Raw genomic sequence first — 16,528 nt, forward strand, 5'->3', positions numbered from 1 at the left:
GCGACAACGTCGAGGCTTACTATAAAACCAACATCGAGGCGAAACCGAAGTTGGATTGGAACGACCTCTGGGGCCGCGTCACAGGCGCGATCCGAGCCGGCTGACCACTGCGCCGCGGGCGGGACGAGGCCGATGCCTCGTCCCGCCTCGACGGCGCGCCAAGGGTTGGTCCTTGGCCTATGCCTTGTTCCCCATGAATGGTCGGGTCAGATTGATGACTTTTAACGCCAACCGCGTCGATTCGAGGCCTCCGCTGAAACCGCCTTCGGATATCGCGTCGCGCCCGCGGGGCGTCGCCTTGAGCAGCATGGCTAGCCATCGCTGGCGTGCTCTGGCGCCGCTTTTCGTGCTGGTCGTTCTCGCCGCGCTGATTTCGGTCGCCAATCCGAATTTTCTCGAAGTTCGCAATCTGATCCGCATCGCGAATTCGGCATCGGTGCCGCTCACTTTGGCCATGGGGACGACCTTCATCATCCTACTCGGCAGCATCGATTTGTCCGTCGAGGGGGCCGTCTCGCTCTCGGCGATGGTGCTGGTGCTTTTGGCGGCAAATAATCTGAACGACAACAATTATGGTTGGGCCGCCGTCGCCGCGGCCGTTGCGGCCAGCACAGTCATGGGTCTCGCGAGCGGCGTCATACAAACGATGTTGCGCATTCCCTCGTTCATGGCGACGCTTGGAACCTGGTTCATCGGGCTCGGGTTTTCGGTCTTCATGCTGGGAGGCTCGGCGGTGCGTCTTGTCGACCCGGCGTTGCGCGGGCTGGCGTTGTCACGCTTTCTAGGCCTGCCGTTCGCCGTCTGGATCGCCGCCGCCGCTTTCGCCTTCGCGGTCGTCATCCAATATTACACCCGGGTCGGCCGGCACATTGTTGCGGTGGGCGGGGGCGAAGACGTCGCCGAACTCTCGGGAATCAATCTCGTGCGGGTGCGCATCGCGGCTTTCGGGCTAGCCGGATTCTTTTACGGCATTGCGGGCGTGCTTGCAGCCGCACAACTGGGCCAGTCGGACGCGGTGATTGGCGACGGTCGCATGTTCGCGGCGGTGACTGCGGTCGTCGTCGGCGGCACGTCTCTCACCGGTGGGGAAGGCGGCGTCGTCAACACGCTGATCGGAGTAATCATCGTCACGGTCCTTTCGAACGGCATGATTCTCCTCGGCATCTCACCCTACGTCCAACAGACCGCGCAGGGCCTAATGATCATCGCAGCCGTCGCTTTGACGCTGGACCGAACTCGTCTCAAGATAGTGAAGTGACCGCGATGCTGGCAGCCGTTCAAATAAGCAAATCTTTCGTCGGCGTTCCCGCGCTCAGCAATGTCGATGTCGAGGTGCGGCCGAGTGAAGTGGTTGGACTGATCGGTGAGAATGGCGCGGGCAAGTCGACGCTGATGCGTGTCCTTGCCGGCACCCATAGACCTGATTCCGGTTCGCTCACGCTGGACGCCAAGCCGTTGCGCTTGAGGAACGCGCGCGATGCCGCCGTTCATGGAATCGGCATGGTTTTCCAGGAGCAGTCGCTGCTTCTCAACCTTTCGGTCGCCGAAAATGTCTATTTCGGCCAAGAGGCTCAATTCGCCCGCTTCGGTATCGTCAACTGGAGACGCATGAATCTGGCGGCTCGAAGACAGCTTGAGAAGATCGGCGTCGACATCGACGTCACGACGCGCACGTCGGAGCTTACCTTTGCCGCGCGCCAGATGGTGGAGCTCGCCAAGGCTTTGACGCTAGAGGAGAGCACCCAACGTCAACTGGTCATTCTTCTCGATGAGCCGACTTCCATGCTCGGCCAGGCAGATATCGAGACGCTGTTCGCGCGAGTCCGAGCGTTGAAGGCGCGGGCGAGTTTTGTCTTCGTTTCTCACCGGCTAGAGGAAGTGCTGAAAATCAGCGACCGCGTCTATGTCATGAAGGACGGGCGAGTCGTCGCCGAACATGCGGCCGATGCGGTGACCGCTCCGCGGCTTCACGAGATCATGGTGGGGCGCGGTCTGCAATCCGAATACTACAAGGAGATGAAACAGGAGTCGCCGGGAGCGGAGGTGCTGCTGGAGACATCGAATCTCGGCGTTGCGAGGATATTTCGCAACGTCGACCTAAAGCTCCACGCCGGGGAGGTCGTCGGGATTGCCGGCGTGGTCGGGTCGGGGCGCGAAGAAGTGACGCGGTGCGTTGGCGGATTCCTCCCACAGACCAACGGCATGCTCAGCGTCGCTGGCGTTCCGACCCGGATCGTATCGCCGGGACAGGCGGTGAAGGCTGGCATCGGCTATGTTCCTCGCGAGCGACGGGTCGAGGGGCTCGTCATGTTCCTGTCGATCGCGATCAACATCACCCTCGCCAATCTCGACTGCGTCATGAGCCACGGCGTCATCGACTATCGGCGCGAGCGAAATCTAGCGGTCGATTGGATCCGTAGGCTGCGGATCAAGGCGCCGAGCCCTGACATCGCTTGTCGGAACCTGAGCGGCGGCAATCAACAGAAGGTCGTTTTGGCGCGTTGGATGAATGCCGGTTCGCGCATTCTCGTTCTTGATCATCCCACGCGAGGCCTCGACGTAGGGGCCAAGGAAGAAGTCTACGAACTGGTGCGCGAGCTATCGGCGCAAGGCAAGGGGATCCTTCTGATTTCAGACACGCTGGAGGAGACGATCGGACTTGCGCATACGGTCTTGGTGATGCGCGATGGCGAGATCACGGCGCGTTTTGACGCCTCGCGGGGTCGAAAACCCGATCAAGTCGAGCTGCTGCGGCATATGGTCTGAGCACAGAGGACGCCATGAAGACGCTCGATGCATTTCGGTCCCTTCTCTCCGCAGGATCGACCGGCTGGTTGCGAAACGTCGCTCCGCCCGCCGTATTACTTGTGCTGATTGCGGTGATCGGGATCGCTTCACCCGGCTTCCTGAGGGCCGACACGCTGCTGGTCATCCTGTCTGACACCGCGGTTCTCTTCGTCCTCGCGGCTGGAGCGACCTTCGCCATTCTTATCGGCGGCATCGACCTCTCCATCCAGTCGGTCGCTTCGCTGGCGAGCGTAATTCTTGCACAGTTGCTGCCACGTTTGGGCCTCTGGGCGTTTGTTGTTGCGATACTCGCGGGCGTCGCCTCCGGCTTCGCAAGTGGCCTTGTGCACGTGCGGTTGAGGGTGCCCTCGTTTGTCGCGACGTTGGCGACGGGGGGCGTTGTGGCGGGCCTCGGGCTGCTCGCCTCGAACGGCCGTGCGATCACGATCGAGGAAACCAGTCGGCTCGATACGACCTGGATGAACCAATCGCTGGATGGCGTGCCGGTCGTCGTCATCATTGCTATCGCGGCGGGCGTCGCGAGCTTTCTCGCGCTACGCTACACGCGGTTTGGCCGCCGCTGCATGGCTGTTGGGGCCGGCGAGCCGGCGGCCTGGGCCGTCGGCATCAATGTCGATCGCACGAAGATCCTCGCGTTCACCGTGTCGGGAGCGCTAGCGGCGCTGGCCGGAGTCATCCTGGCGTGCCGTTTGTCCAGCGGTTCGCCGAATCTGGCGAATCAGACGCTTCTTCCCGCCATCGCGGCGGTCATCGTCGGCGGCACGGCGATCACGGGTGGGTTGGGAGGCGTCGAGCGAACCGCCGTAGGCGCTCTCATCATCTCCATCGTGCGAATTGGAATGACATTCGTTGGAGTTGACATTTTCGCCGAGCAGATGGTCTTCGGCGCGGTGCTGATCGGCGCTGTCTCCGTCACGATCGACCGCAGCAAGATCGCGATTATCAAATAGGGAAAGGTTCGCCCAAATCTCGCGGAAGACTCAGCCGCGAGCGCCGTAGGACGCCGCGGCCAATCTCTCCGGCCTCACCGCGCCGCGTCGAGTCCGATGAGTTCGATCCGGTAGCCGTCGGGGTCTTCGACGAAGGCGATGTGGGTGGTTCCGTGCTTCATCGGGCCGGGCTTCCGGGGAATTTTGACGCCGCGTTTCTCGAGCGCCTCGCAAACCGCATAAATGCCGTTGACGCCAAGGGCGAGGTGGCCGAAGCCCGTACCGATTTCGTAGGGCGCGGCCAGGCCCCAATTGTGAGTCAACTCAACGACCGTGTTGGTCTTTTCGGGGCCATAGCCGACGAAGGCGAGCGTAAATTTCCCGTCTGGAAAGTCCTCCTTTCGCAAGAGCTTCATGCCAAGCATTTCGGTGTAGAATTTGATGGACGCGTTGAGGTCGAATACACGGATCATCGTGTGCATCATCCGAAAGTGGCTTGGGACGTCACTCATTGTCGCCTTCTCCCAGTCTCAGTGTTTGGTTGCGAGGGCACGGATTTCGAGCCCGACGCCAGCGCGCCGAAACGGCGAACCTAGCTTAATGTCCTCCATCAGGGTTGTACGATAACATGACATTGCGCCAAGTTGTCCAGCCGTATCGAGGCGAAGGGGAATTTGTTTCGACGAATGTCGCCCGGCGGTGCAATTCTCCGGCGTTGTCAACGTGGGCGAATGCGCTTCCGCAAGACGGCTCACTGACGACGAGGAGGACGTCGCCCGCTACAGCGACGACTGATTCGGCGATCACTTCGGTTCGAATTCCAGCTTCAGCTGGAGGAATTTGCAGGGGTCACAGCAATCAACCACAAGCATCAGCGCCGACTGATGCGCGAGGACAATCTGCTTTGCCTGCGAAGCAAGCCGTTCGTCCCTTACACAACGAACTCCCGGCATGAGTTCTCGATCGTGCCCAATCTCACGCGTGGCCTCGTCCCCACCGACCTCCACCAGATCTGGGCGGCCGACATCACCTACGTCAGGCTGGCGGTGGTCCTCGACACCTTCTCGCGCAAGGTCGTTGGCTGGGCGCTCGCCGACCATCTCACCAGTCCGATCACCACTCCGATCCCGGCGTGCAGTACGCCTGCGCTGCCAACGCCGATCGATTGGAGGCCTGCGGCCTGCGCCTTAACATTAGCCGCGCCGGTAACCCCGACGACAACGCCAAGGCCGAGCGCTTCATGCGCGCCCTCAAAGACGAGGAGGTCAACGGCAAGACCTGCGCGTCGCTCGAAGACGCGCGACGCCACATCGGTGCCCTCCTCGAAAACGTCTATAATCGAGACCGGCTCCACTCCGCCCTCGGCTACAACCCCCCGGTTGAGTTCGAAATCGAATTCCGAAAGCTTCAAGCCGTCTGAAAGGATGCAACCAAAGAGCTGTCACTCAAGTTATTCGTCTCACCCCAGGGGCGCAGTTCAGCAGTTCACACCGTAATTCCGACGGACGTGCCACCGTAATTATCGATGCTGGAGCGCCGGATCAGTTCTTGGGTCGACGTGGCGACGGCGTCCCACCAGTCGTTCGGGTCTCGCTCCAGCCAACCATCGTGCGGGTAGTACGTCGGGTAGGTGGCGATCACCGAGGCGGCCAGAGTCCCGTCGGGACAAAACAGCGCGGCCTTGTTGCCTGCGGCGCCGAAGTCGCGTGCCAAAAGATACGTCACGGCAAGTCCTTCGCTGGCTCAGGCGAGCGGTAGTTGCGCGAGTGTCGCCGGCAGGGTGTGACCGGTGTTCACCTTGTCGGGCCCCGTCACAAGATTGAAGCAGCTGGCGATGATGCGTCCGTCCCAGACGATCACTTCTCCGGGCTGGTTCAGTTCGCCGTGGAGCCCGTCCGTGTCGGGTGACTGCGCGATGCGGGTCACCGTCTTGTCCGGCGCGATCTTGCCGATAGCGTTCACGGAGAAATCGGCGATGTACAGGTTGCCGTGGGCATCGAAGATCATGCCGTCCGTCGACGCCAACTGGTCTGGGTTCGACGCCCACGGCTCGTTGGAGGTGGCGTTGCCGTCGGCGTCGAACGTAATCCGGTAGACCGTCCCGTCGCCGAAGTTGCCCACATACAGCGCACCATCCGGGCCGAACGCGATGCCGTCGGCGCCGTACTGGGTGATCGGGTGGTGGGTGAGGAACGTGGCGATGATGTTGGGGTCGTCGAGTGTGTTGGTGACGTGGATGTCGCGGTCGTCGAGGGCGAACCGGTAGACGGCTGAGGCCATGAGGCCGGAAGGGTCGTGGACTTTGGTCATGACGGACTGGGTGACGTACATGTAATTGCCCCTCACCCGCACGCCGTTGGGGTGTTGCATGTCCCGGGCGACGGTGTGCTCGTCGAGGATCGTCCCGTCGTCATCGGCGTAGACGGCCAGCATGCGTCCCTTGAAGGCGAACTCCGGCGTGCCCGACCACCCCTGGTTGTCGCACAGATACAGCGTGCCGTCCGGCCCGAACTCGATGCCCATGTTGCGGGCGACCCCGGTCTCGGGGTGGCACGGGGTGTCGAACCATTTGCGGACGTTGCCCGCGGTGTCGATCCGGACGACGCATCCGGGCAGGCTTTCGTTGGCGTAGTTCGGGCACGACAGCACAAGGTCACCGCCAGTGGGATGAATGGTCATGCTATCCGGGGTGACGACGTAGTCGGGCAGGATCGCGAAAAGAGATGAGGTGAGCAAGGAAGCAGTTCCTTTTGAGCAGGTGAGGTGATCAGCGTGGATAGGAGATGACGATCTTCTTCGTCGAATCGCGGTGTTCGGAGACGAGGTCGAAGGCGTCGGTAATGTGGTCAAACGGAATACGATCGGAGACGAAATCGGCCAGTTTGAGCTGGCCCGAGCGGATCCAGGCCATGACCTGGTCGTGGACGGCGCCTTCTTCGGGCTTGCGCGGCATTTGCTGGAACTGCATCGTCCAGTTATAGGGCGCGAGCGACCAGTCGAAGGCCGCGTTCATGATCGGCGATATGCCGTACGCGCAGATCTTGCCCCTGTCCTTGACCATATTCATCCCCTGGTTGAGCAGGGCGCTGTTGCCCGCGGCGTCGATAACGTAATCGACGCCTTCGGGAGCCAGGTCGCGCACCCATTCGACTGGATTGGCAGTCAGGGAGTTCAGGGTGTGTGTCGCACCCGACTCGGCGGCTTCGGCACACTTCGCGTCGTTGATGTCGATCACCATGATCCGGTCGAGTCCCATCAACGAGGCGAACCGGGTGAAACACCGTCCGACGGGGCCCGCGCCGTAGATGACCGCCGTTTGGCCGGCCTTCGCGCCGAAGTGCTTCAGCGACGAACAAACCTCGCGGAACGTGATGAGCATGGCGACGTCGACGAGGTCGACGTCCTCGGGGTGGACGACCTTCTGCGCGAAGTAGCTGTCGTCGATGCCGCCGACGCCGTCGGCCTGCATCGCGGCCGCGTCGCCGATCAGGCCGTACTCGGCGAATGCGCCCCAGGCCGGCGCCACTCCGTCCGTCGTTTCATACAGGAAGGGAAGCGTGACGAAGTCGCCGACGTGAAAACTCGCGACCTTGGAACCGACCTCCACGACCTCACCGATCGCCTCATGCCCGAGCGAGACGGGGTAGGCGTCAACGCCTTTGAACTGGCCGTGGATGATCTTCATGTCGGTGCCCGAGCAGACACCGCAACTGACGGTGCGGGTAAGCGCTTGGTAAGGCGTTGGGGTAGGCATGGACAGATCACCCATGCTGAGTCTTCCATCGTAGTCTGCGATCAGTGCGCGCACTTTGGTCCTCTTTCTTTCGTCGTTGAAGCCGGCGACCCATAGCCGATCCGGCCGCGACGCCAGTCGCGCTATATTCCCGCAATAGCGCCTTGATCGTCTCGTTCGTGTTGGCACCTCCCGCCGAGCTACTGCTTTCCCGCCTCCGCGTCGTTGCCGAATCGCAGTTCGTTCAACCGTCGTTTCATCAAGCGGAAACGCTCCTGATGCGCCGCGCCCTTACGCAATGCGACCGCGGTCGAGAGCACATCCATAACCACCAGCGACGCGATGCGTGAAATCGTCGGCGTGTAGATGTTTGTGTTATCGAGCGACTCCACGACCAGAGAGACATCGCACTCCGCTGCGAGAGGGGAAGCTGAGCCCGTCACGGCGATCACCTTGGCGCCGTTGGCGCGCGCCGTGCGAGCGATGTCAATCACTGACTTGGTGCGGCCCGTGTTGGAGATCGCCACCGCGACGTCTGTCGGGCGCATCATCGACGCCACCATGATCTGCTGATGCGAGTCCTGCTGGGCGCCGCAGGGCACGCCAAACAGAGGGAATTTCTGCTGCGCGTCGCTGGCGACGATCCCTGACGCCCCGAAGCCGAAGAATTCGATAGCCGTCGCGCTCTGCAAGAGGCCTACGGCTTGCTCGATCGCCTTGGGATCGAGATGCTGACGCGCCCAATCGAGGCTCGTGATCGTGTAGTCGAAGATCTTTTCGATCACAGCGTCGAGCGAATCGGCGTCGGAAAGCACGGAATGCGTCGCGGGCATTCCCAGAGCCAGACTATGGGCTAGCCGCAGCTTGAATTCCTGGAAGCCCGAACAGCCGATCGCGATGCAAAAACGAATGACGGTCGGCTGGCTGACGCCAGCGAGATCGGCGACCTGCGCCAAAGTCGTGGCAAGAAGGCGGCGTGGTTCCATCAATACCGCATCGGCGACCTTCCGCTCGGACTTGCGCAGATCATTGTAGGCGGTGCGCGTCACTTCGACCACGTTCTTTGCGGCTCCGCGCGACCGTAGGCGATCCTCTAGAGCCATGGCGTCGTCCCTATCGAAAACGAGTGAAGCTAGTCTCGGCTCAGCGAGTAGGCTATCTGCATCCGCGCCCGCCTCGCCGCGACAGAGGCTTTTATGAGCGCGTGGTCGATCTCGGCAGCCTCTGCAGTATTGAAAGCGAACATGCCGTAGTGATGCGCGATCATATTGGGAATGGAACAGTCCTGGCAAAGCGCAAGCGCTTCCGCGATGTTGAAATTGCCGGCGAAACCGGCATTCGTCAGGGCCGGCGAGCGTCCGTTCGCCGGCAAAAGAGCTAGGTCTGCAGCCAGCTCGCCGGTTTCCTCGCGCTGCCCCTCAAAGGGCGCACAATCGCCGGAGTGGAAAATCGTAACCCCTGACGCGCTGAGCGCGTAGCCAAGAAAACGGCAGTGTCCCAGATCGTCGCGCTCGATCGTCTCATGTGCTGCGCGCGTCGCGCGCGCCAACAAGCCCGGGAGAGGACGAACGGACTGCCCCGCGTCCATGGCGATCAGTCGCGCGTCGTCGACCTGGATCCGTTCGCGCGCCAACGTTGCTGAAGCAGTCGGGACGATAAAGCGCAAGCGCGGCCACAGGCGGGCGAGGGGGGCGAGCGTGCCCGGGTCCATGTGATCCGTATGGTGGTGGGTGCAAAGCACAAGATCGACCGGACCCAATTCCTCGGGCGTGACGGGCGGCGGGCTCATGCGTTCGTGCGAAAAGCGGCTGTTGGCGTACTTCTTCGCCAGCGTATCCGAGAGGTAAGGATCGATGACGACTCGCAATCCGGCGATTTCGATCAGAAACCCGGCCTGGCCCAGCCAATAAAGCGTCGCGTCTGACCGCGCCGGCGCGTGAAAGCGGCGCACCAGCGTCTCGACGAACGGAGTCTCGACCAGCCGCGCGGCCATGGTTAGATGCCTGAAAGAGCCTCGAGCAGATTGTCCACTGCCGCAGTGGTTGCGCGATCGACGCTCTCCTCGGTGTAACCGCCGATATGAGCGGTCGCGATCACGCGCGGGTCGCTGACGAGCGTCAGCTCGCGCGGCGGCTCCTCGTTGAAGACGTCCACTGCATATGTGGCGACTTGTCCCGCGTTCAGCGCCTCGATCATTGCCTTGTCGTCAACGAGCGAGGCGCGCGCCGTGTTCACGATGACCGCGCCGTGGCGACACCTCGCCAACTGCGGCGCGCTAAGTACTGGACGACCATCGGCCGCGGCCGGACAGTGCAGAGTGACGATCTCCGACTCCGCGATCAGCGTTTCGAGATCAACGTGGCGTACGAGGCTGTCCGAATTCGCCGCCTGCGGCAGGGGGTCGCAGGCGAGCACTTTGGCGCCCAGCGCCCCAGCCAACCGCGCGACCTCGCGTCCGATGGCGCCGTAGCCGACGACGCCAACAGTCCGGCCGTGAATTTCGCGCCCGATGTGACGCGGCCAGCGACCCGACTTGATTCCGCTGTCGGCGAGCGGAATGTGGCGTATGGCGGAGAACATGAGACCGATCGCCAGTTCCGCGACGCCTTGCGCATTGGCGCCCCCAGCGGTGCGCAGCGCGATTTCGCGTTGCGAAAGCGCCGCCAGAGGCAGGTTGTCGACGCCGACCCCATTGCGGCTGATGGCGCGCAAGCGACGGGCGCCGGCGATCACCGCCTCTGAAACCGGCTCCACGCCAGCCAGCCACCCGACGATATCGGGCGTCAGGCGCAGCAGATCCTGCTCGCTAGGCGCCTTTCCCGCCTCGCAATAGACGACTTCGTAGCCGAATTCGCGCAGTCGTTCGACGGCCGGGTGGCGCGAGGCCGTAAGCGAGCGGGGCGTAACGAGAATTCGTTGCATTGTCTCAGCCTTTCACCGCGCGCATCGCGATCTCCGACAGGGCGTCGAAGACCGGCCCGCTCGTCGGAATGTCGATGTGGAAAACTTCGGCGATCACCTGGGTCCAGCCGTGCAGGAAGTAGCTCCACCCGTCTTCGATTGAAAGACCGCGCAGCGACGCCTGCGCGTGGGCCTGATTGAGGAAGAGCAGATCCCCGCGATAGTTGAGGTCCCAGACGATGCCGTTCTCGGGGAACTGAACGGCGTTCGACGCCGGAGAGCCGGGCGCGTCCTTGCCGAGCCCGGTCGCGTTGACGACGAGCGAGCCCGGCTTGAGCTTGGCGACAACCGCGTCGTTGTCGACGTCTTTGGGCGCGAGGACGTAGTCGACGGGCACGCCGGCGTCCAGTTCGCGATGAATGCGCTGGATCTCCTCCAGTCGCGCAGCGCTGCGGTTGGAGACGACGATGCGCGAAGGGCGGTCGACGCCGCGATTCGTCTGCATCATGTGCCACGTGAGGGCGATGGAGGAGCCCCCGGCGCCCATCGAAAACAGTTCAGCGCCCGTTCGCTCGAAATGGCGCGCGGGCAGGAAGCCGTCGAGCGCGAGCCCCGAGGAGATCGGGTCTTTCGCATGGCACACGAACTTGCCGACGCGCTTGGAGAGACAGCTCGTCTCGCCCATGAAGCGGGCATGAGCGTCGATTTCGTCGAACTGGTCCCGACAGGCGTTGTAGAGATCGATCTTGTGCGTCGTCACCAACGCCCCGAGAGCGAGCGGATCGCGTTTGACGAACGCGACGGCTGCGCGATAGTCGGCCGCCGGCGCATGCAGCGGAAAGTCGATCCCCTTGATCACCGCGTCTTTCAGGCCGAGCCGCTTAGCCCAGGCGGGAAAGACTTTCATGATGGAGCTTTTCGCCGTCGTGACCCCGAAAAAAAACAGCGTCGGCGCAGTCGCGGCCGAATATCCGGTCATTTTGCCGTCTCGCGGATGTCGGCGGCGGGCGTGATCGCGGCCTTGGCTCTCTCGGCGACTTTCGCGAAGCGACGCTCGGGCATGTCTTCGTTCCACGCGCTCCAAACGCCGCCGACAGCAGCCGCCGATTTCAGCGTCAACCGGCGTTCCATCGTCGCCAGACTGACGCCGCTGCGGGCGCGACGGCGTCGCGTCCGCTCGACTGCGGTCGTAGCGACAACGCCGAGCGCAGCTTTGGCGGCAAAGAGTTCGGATATGGCTCTCAACCCCTCGAAAACGACTTACTGCGCGCTGGCGTAGATCTGTTGGATGCCATCGGTGGGCCGCTGGCGATAATTGGCGTTTGGGGCGAGTTTCCATCCGGCGTCGCCGTCTTTGACGATGCGGCTTCGCATGCCGCCGGCTTTCTCGATGATGGCGTAGTCCTGTCCCGAGTCGGCGGGATAGGCGAAGGTCATCACGAGGTCTTCGCTTCCGACGTTGACGGAGCGATGGATCCAGTAGGGCGGCACGTAACACACGGTTTGCGGGCCGATCTCGACCGCGCGAACTTCGCCTTCGGGGGACTCCAGCAACATCACGCCGCGACCGGCCTCCCCGGAGTAGATTTCGGGTCTGTTCGCCTTGGCGTGGATGTGTCCGCGCGTGAGAAAATACTCGCGACCGACTTTACCGGGCCGCATCCGCGTGACCCCGAAGATCATGTCGCCGGCGTCTGCGGAAGGCTTGAAGTCCGTCACTTCGTAGGCCAGCGCGTCGGCTCCGGCCTGAGCGACGAGCGCGCGATAGGCGTCGGCGTCCTCGTAGAGGCCGGCGAGGTCTGCGTACGTCTTCACGTAGCGATTTGTCGCGCCCTCGAGTTCGCCTCTGGCGAGGTTTACGCGACAGACTCCCGGTTCCCTCAGCTTCATTCCCATTCCTCTCGCGGCCCCACGGGCGACCGGCCGCAGCTCAATTCTGTATTTTCAATACATTCTTGTCAAGATCGTCGGCGGCGAGAACCGAGACCAGAAGCAAGACTCGTCCGAAAGAGCCCTAAGCGCGTGATTATGCCGCACACAAATCGACAAAATGATGTTGCGAGCAAATTTTCGGGATGGAAGCTTGCCTTGACGAAAATCGCACTCTGTATTTATGCTACAAAAAGCGCGCCGCCCAACGATGCCCCAACGACGCCCGAAGAGTGAAAGTCCGGAGGGACTCCCGATGAGGAAAACTGTCTCGGCGCTGGTGCTCGCTGGCGCAATCTCGTCCGGCGCCTGTCGATCCAGTTCGGCGTCGGTTCGTTGAAGCACTGAGCGACGTTGGGAGACGCCCCGGTGACCCGCGACCTCACGTTATCGATCGACGTCGGCACTGGCAGCGTGCGCGCCGCGCTCGTCGACGGCGAAGGCGCGATTCTCAGCATTGCGAGCCGCGAACACGATCAGATCGTGCCGCAGTTCGGTTGGGCGGAGCAACGCCCGCTCGATTGGTGGAATGGCGTCGCCGCCGCGATCCGCGACCTGCTGGCGGCGGTCGAGGGAGCGCGTGATCGCATTGCGGCGGTCTGCGCGTGCGGCCAGATGCACGGCACGGTGCTTGTCGACGAGGCCGGCCAACCGACGAGAGAGAGCACCCCGCTCTGGAACGATAAGCGCACCGCCGACCTCGTGGCGGATTTCGAGCGCGATCACGGCGCCAGCGCGTTTCTGAAAGAGAGCGGCAATCCGCCGACGCCCGCCTGGCCCGGCTTCAAGCTGCAATGGCTGCGCGACAACGATGGGCCGGCCTACCGTTCGGCGCACGCGGTTCTGATGCCGAAGGACTTCATCAATCTGCGCCTCACTGGCGAGATTGCGATGGACACGGGCGACGCGTCCTGCAGCTTTCTGATGAATCCGCGGACGCGTCGCTGGTCGCAGTCGATGATCGATCTTCTTGGCGTCGACTCCGCCAAGCTCCCGCCGATCCGCGAGCCGCTGGAAATCCTCGGCGTCGTGACCGCCGCAGCGGCTGCCGAAACGGGTCTGAAGGCGGGGACGCCGGTGCTGGTTGGCGGCGCGGACTATCCAGTCGCTCTACTGGGCTCGGGCGCCTGCCGTCCCGGTCTGGCGTCAGACGTCACCGGAACCTCCTGCATCCTCACGCTGATCGCTGACGCGCCGCTGCTCGATCCCGAGATCTGCAACGTCGCCACCGTCGAGGGACATTGGGGGCCGTTTGTGTTGCTGGAGACCGGCGGCGACGCGGTGCGTTGGGCGCGGCGCGCTCTGCACGAGAAGTTGCTGAGCTACGACGAGATCATCGCGCGCGCCGCGACCGCTCCGGCCGGCGCCGACGCACTGTTCTTCATGCCCTATCTGACCGGCGAAAGGCTCGGCGCCCATCGCAACGCGCGCGCTCAATTCTTCGGGCTGGGCGCGGCGCATGAACTGGCGCATCTGCATCGCGCCGTGATGGAAGGCGTCGCCTTCGCCGCCTCGCGTCACCTGCGCATCATGGAGCGCGCTGCGGGCCGCAAACTGGAGCGGGTAATCGCGTCGGGCGGCGGCGCCAAGGCGGCGCTCTGGCTGAAGATCAAGGCCAGCGTCTACGGGGTGCCCATCGTCGTGCCAAAGGAGCCGGAATGCGGCGTCATCGGCTGCGCCGCGATGGCGGCGGCCGCGACGGGGCGCTTCGGCGATATCCAGCAAGCGATTGGCGCCTACGTGCGCCATGTCGACGAGATCCAACCCGATCCCGAATGGGCTGAAATCTATGCGCGGATGCAGCCGGTGTTCGACCGGCTCTATTCGCACAGTCAGGCGCTTTACGACGATCTCGACCGGCTCGCCGGCCGATGACGCAGGGGAGCTCCAGATCATAAGGACGTTTGGTCATGGATGAAATTCTCGCCACTTTTCGGCCCGATCTGTTCGCCGGCAAGCGTGTTCTCATTTCGGGCGGCACGAGCGGCGTCGGGCTCCGCCTGGCGAAAGCCTTCGCCCGTCTCGGCGCCGCGACGATCGCGACCGGCGCTTCTCAGGAAAGGCTGAAAGTCGCGCGGGCGGACGCGGAGGCCAAGGGAGTTCGCTTCGAGCGTCTGGACGTACGTAACCGCGCCGCGATCGACGCCTTCGTCGGCGCGCTTCCGTCTCTGGACGTTCTCATCAATGCCGCCGGCATCGCAAAGCCGGAGAAGGAATACGACGAAGACGGCTTTCTCGACGTGATGGACGTCAATCTCAACAGCGTCATGCGCCTCTCGATGGCGGCATATCCGCTGCTTGCCCGATCGAAGGGCTCGATCCTCAATTTCGCGTCGATGCTCAGCTATCTCGTCGACGACGGCGTTCCCGCCTATTGCGCCAGCAAGACCGCAGTCGTCGGTCTGACGCGCGTGCTGGCGCATCGCTTCGGACCGCATGGCGTGCGCGTCAACGCGATCGCGCCTGGCTACCACCAGACCGACATGACCAAGGCGCTGTGGTCCGACCCTGTGCCGGCCGGCAAGATCGCCGCGAAGGCGGCGCTCAAGCGTTGGGGAACGGTCGATGATCTGCTCGGCGCGGTCGTCTTTCTCAGTTCGCCCGCGGCGCTGTTCGTCACCGCCATGACCATGCCGATCGACGGCGGCTACGTCGTCAGCGGCTTCTGATTGTTAGGCTGGGGAAGCGCCATGGCCAGTGACGCCTACGGCTCGAAACTTAGCGGCGACTGAAGTCCACTCCGTGCAGAACCGTTTTCGCCGACAAGAGGGCAAGTTTAGGCGCGCCGCCGTCATGCGGAAACCGGAGGCGGCGCTCTCCGGTCGCCCGCGCTTTGTTACCGGAATGGCGCCGCCGCGCCGACAGCGCGAAGATATCGGTGACGCGATCGGCGAGGGGGCTGGCGACGGCGCTCTGCGCAGCGAGCGCAAGGGCAAGATGCCTCGGGGGGAGCGCCGCGCTAGTCGATAGCGTTTGCGCGTCCTGCAGGCGCTCGAGGTCGAATTTACGAAAAGGAGAGTTGAAATGTATCTCAATCGATTCCGCCTCGATGGCCGCATCGCCGTCGTCACGGGTGGCGCTCAAGCGATCGGGCTCGCCTGTGTCGAAGCGCTGTCGGAAGCTGGCGCTCATGTCTACATCGCAGATCTGAACCCTGCCGCCGCCGCTGAAGGGCAGTCAGTCCTGGCGCGCAAGGGCTATAAGACCGACTTCATCGAAATGGACGTCACCAATTCCACTCAGGTCGACGCCGCCGCTGCGCGCGTCCTGAAGGAAAAGGGACGCGTCGACATTCTCGTTTGCAATGCCGGCATCGCCCGTTCGGAGACGCCGGCTGAGGAAGTGACCGACGAGCATTGGCTGAACGTCATCGACGTCAATCTCAATGGGCTCTTCTGGTGTTGCCGTGCGTTCGGCAAGCCGATGCTCGAAGCCAAGCGCGGATCGATCGTCAATATCGGCTCCATGTCGGGCTTCATCGTCAACAAACCGCAGCCGCAAGCGCAGTACAACGCTTCCAAAGCTGGTGTGCATCAACTGACGAAGTCGCTCGCGGCCGAATGGGCGACTCGCGGGGTACGTGTAAACTCCGTCGCGCCCACCTACATCGACACGCCTCTCACCGCCTACGCCAAGTTGAACAAGCCGATGTTTGACGCTTGGATCGGCGGAACGCCGATGGCTCGCTTGGGCCAAACGGACGAGATCGCCGCCGTCGTCTTGTTCCTCGCCTCCGACGCCGCAAGCTTGATGACAGGTTCAATCGTGCAGGCGGACGGCGGATATACATGCTGGTGAACTCGACTCACCGCCGCCGAGACCCCCGGCGGGAGTCGCGGGAGATCTGGCGTCGCGCTGGCCGGCGTCGACGACCGAAGACCTGACTAAGAATCCGGTTGTGAACCGGCGTGGTCTTGAGCCCCAATTCGCCAACCACCAAGATCGAGGCTCAATCGCGGATGCTCGTTGTGGCTGGTCGAGGAACGGGGGCGCTTCATAGCGAAAGTGAGGAATTCTGTTATGGCGGATATGGTGGACGAAGACGCAATCGTCGAGGCGCTCGAACGCTATCGCAAAGCGTTGCTGATGGCAGACAAGGCTCAACTTGACGCGTTGTGCGCAGATGAAATGACCTACGGTCATTCATCCGGCCTGACTCAGACGAAGTCTGAATTCGTCGCCGACGCGACCAGCGGCAAGACTGCGTGGATTTCCATCGGCTTTGAAG

The 16,528-nt window shown here is 62.9% G+C and carries 19 protein-coding genes; 8 read left to right on the top strand and 11 right to left on the bottom strand.

Annotation, left to right across the window (positions count from 1 at the left end; genetic code table 11):
- Window positions 1-307 precede the first annotated feature (307 nt).
- From ABSF49_RS13160 to ABSF49_RS13170, 3 genes are read left to right on the top strand one after another with little or no spacing between them, the layout of a single operon-like run.
- Window positions 308-1,258: an ABC transporter permease gene (locus tag ABSF49_RS13160; RefSeq protein WP_424113122.1), complete on the top strand. Its 951-nt coding sequence runs from the start codon at window positions 308-310 to the stop codon at window positions 1,256-1,258.
- Between the two features lie 5 nt (window positions 1,259-1,263).
- On the top strand, window positions 1,264-2,766 hold the full coding sequence (locus tag ABSF49_RS13165) for a sugar ABC transporter ATP-binding protein (RefSeq protein WP_424113123.1): 1,503 nt from the start codon (window positions 1,264-1,266) through the stop codon (window positions 2,764-2,766).
- A gap of 14 nt (window positions 2,767-2,780) precedes the next feature.
- Window positions 2,781-3,758 (top strand): ABC transporter permease, encoded by a 978-nt coding sequence (locus tag ABSF49_RS13170; protein WP_424113106.1) that lies wholly within the window; start codon window positions 2,781-2,783, stop codon window positions 3,756-3,758.
- 74 nt (window positions 3,759-3,832) lie between these two features.
- Here the strand turns inward: ABSF49_RS13170 and gloA are convergent, their stop codons facing one another.
- Both gloA and ABSF49_RS13180 read right to left on the bottom strand, forming a co-directional pair.
- Window positions 3,833-4,249: a lactoylglutathione lyase gene (gloA, locus tag ABSF49_RS13175; protein ID WP_424113107.1), complete on the bottom strand. Its 417-nt coding sequence runs from the start codon at window positions 4,247-4,249 to the stop codon at window positions 3,833-3,835.
- Between the two features lie 291 nt (window positions 4,250-4,540).
- On the bottom strand, window positions 4,541-4,837 hold the full coding sequence (locus ABSF49_RS13180; RefSeq protein ID WP_424113108.1) for a hypothetical protein: 297 nt from the start codon (window positions 4,835-4,837) through the stop codon (window positions 4,541-4,543).
- A gap of 32 nt (window positions 4,838-4,869) precedes the next feature.
- Here ABSF49_RS13180 and ABSF49_RS13185 point away from each other — a divergent pair, with 32 nt between their 5' ends.
- Window positions 4,870-5,157 carry an integrase core domain-containing protein gene (locus tag ABSF49_RS13185; RefSeq protein WP_424113109.1) on the top strand — a complete coding sequence of 96 codons (288 nt, stop codon included), beginning with the start codon at window positions 4,870-4,872 and terminating at the stop codon, window positions 5,155-5,157.
- A 65-nt stretch (window positions 5,158-5,222) separates the two neighbouring features.
- On the opposite strand, the gene ABSF49_RS13190 is transcribed toward ABSF49_RS13185, so the two are convergent.
- From ABSF49_RS13190 to ABSF49_RS13230, 9 genes are all read right to left on the bottom strand, one after another.
- Complete coding sequence (locus ABSF49_RS13190; protein ID WP_424113110.1) at window positions 5,223-5,462, bottom strand: FGGY family carbohydrate kinase; 240 nt, start codon at window positions 5,460-5,462, stop codon at window positions 5,223-5,225.
- 18 nt (window positions 5,463-5,480) lie between these two features.
- Entirely contained in the window at window positions 5,481-6,473 is a 993-nt protein-coding gene (locus tag ABSF49_RS13195) for an SMP-30/gluconolactonase/LRE family protein (protein ID WP_424113111.1), read from the bottom strand.
- A 31-nt stretch (window positions 6,474-6,504) separates the two neighbouring features.
- Window positions 6,505-7,506 (bottom strand): zinc-dependent alcohol dehydrogenase, encoded by a 1,002-nt coding sequence (locus tag ABSF49_RS13200; protein WP_424113112.1) that lies wholly within the window; start codon window positions 7,504-7,506, stop codon window positions 6,505-6,507.
- A 164-nt stretch (window positions 7,507-7,670) separates the two neighbouring features.
- Complete coding sequence (locus ABSF49_RS13205) at window positions 7,671-8,528, bottom strand: SIS domain-containing protein (RefSeq protein WP_424113113.1); 858 nt, start codon at window positions 8,526-8,528, stop codon at window positions 7,671-7,673.
- A 74-nt stretch (window positions 8,529-8,602) separates the two neighbouring features.
- Window positions 8,603-9,463: an MBL fold metallo-hydrolase gene (locus ABSF49_RS13210; protein WP_424113114.1), complete on the bottom strand. Its 861-nt coding sequence runs from the start codon at window positions 9,461-9,463 to the stop codon at window positions 8,603-8,605.
- A gap of 2 nt (window positions 9,464-9,465) precedes the next feature.
- Window positions 9,466-10,392 (bottom strand): phosphoglycerate dehydrogenase, encoded by a 927-nt coding sequence (locus ABSF49_RS13215; protein WP_424113115.1) that lies wholly within the window; start codon window positions 10,390-10,392, stop codon window positions 9,466-9,468.
- Between the two features lie 4 nt (window positions 10,393-10,396).
- Window positions 10,397-11,350: a shikimate dehydrogenase family protein gene (locus ABSF49_RS13220; protein WP_424113116.1), complete on the bottom strand. Its 954-nt coding sequence runs from the start codon at window positions 11,348-11,350 to the stop codon at window positions 10,397-10,399.
- Window positions 11,347-11,490: a hypothetical protein gene (locus tag ABSF49_RS13225; RefSeq protein WP_424113117.1), complete on the bottom strand. Its 144-nt coding sequence runs from the start codon at window positions 11,488-11,490 to the stop codon at window positions 11,347-11,349. Before ABSF49_RS13225 ends, ABSF49_RS13220 begins: the two co-directional genes overlap by 4 nt.
- Before the next feature lie 141 nt (window positions 11,491-11,631).
- Window positions 11,632-12,261, bottom strand: coding sequence for a glucose-6-phosphate isomerase (locus ABSF49_RS13230; protein ID WP_424113118.1), 630 nt, complete (start codon window positions 12,259-12,261; stop codon window positions 11,632-11,634).
- Between the two features lie 408 nt (window positions 12,262-12,669).
- Between ABSF49_RS13230 and ABSF49_RS13235 the strand changes: the two genes are divergently transcribed.
- The 4 genes from ABSF49_RS13235 to ABSF49_RS13250 form a co-directional block, all read left to right on the top strand.
- Complete coding sequence (locus ABSF49_RS13235) at window positions 12,670-14,175, top strand: xylulokinase (RefSeq protein ID WP_424113119.1); 1,506 nt, start codon at window positions 12,670-12,672, stop codon at window positions 14,173-14,175.
- A 35-nt stretch (window positions 14,176-14,210) separates the two neighbouring features.
- Window positions 14,211-14,969 (top strand): SDR family NAD(P)-dependent oxidoreductase, encoded by a 759-nt coding sequence (locus tag ABSF49_RS13240; RefSeq protein WP_424113120.1) that lies wholly within the window; start codon window positions 14,211-14,213, stop codon window positions 14,967-14,969.
- Window positions 14,970-15,324: 355 nt separating this feature from the next.
- On the top strand, window positions 15,325-16,098 hold the full coding sequence (locus ABSF49_RS13245) for an SDR family NAD(P)-dependent oxidoreductase (protein WP_424113124.1): 774 nt from the start codon (window positions 15,325-15,327) through the stop codon (window positions 16,096-16,098).
- 222 nt (window positions 16,099-16,320) lie between these two features.
- Window positions 16,321-16,528, top strand: a 208-nt coding sequence (locus tag ABSF49_RS13250; RefSeq protein WP_424113121.1) for a nuclear transport factor 2 family protein, incomplete at its 3' end; no start/stop codon positions are given.

The organism is Roseiarcus sp., assembly GCF_049514155.1.
Classification (GTDB): domain Bacteria; phylum Pseudomonadota; class Alphaproteobacteria; order Rhizobiales; family Beijerinckiaceae; genus Roseiarcus.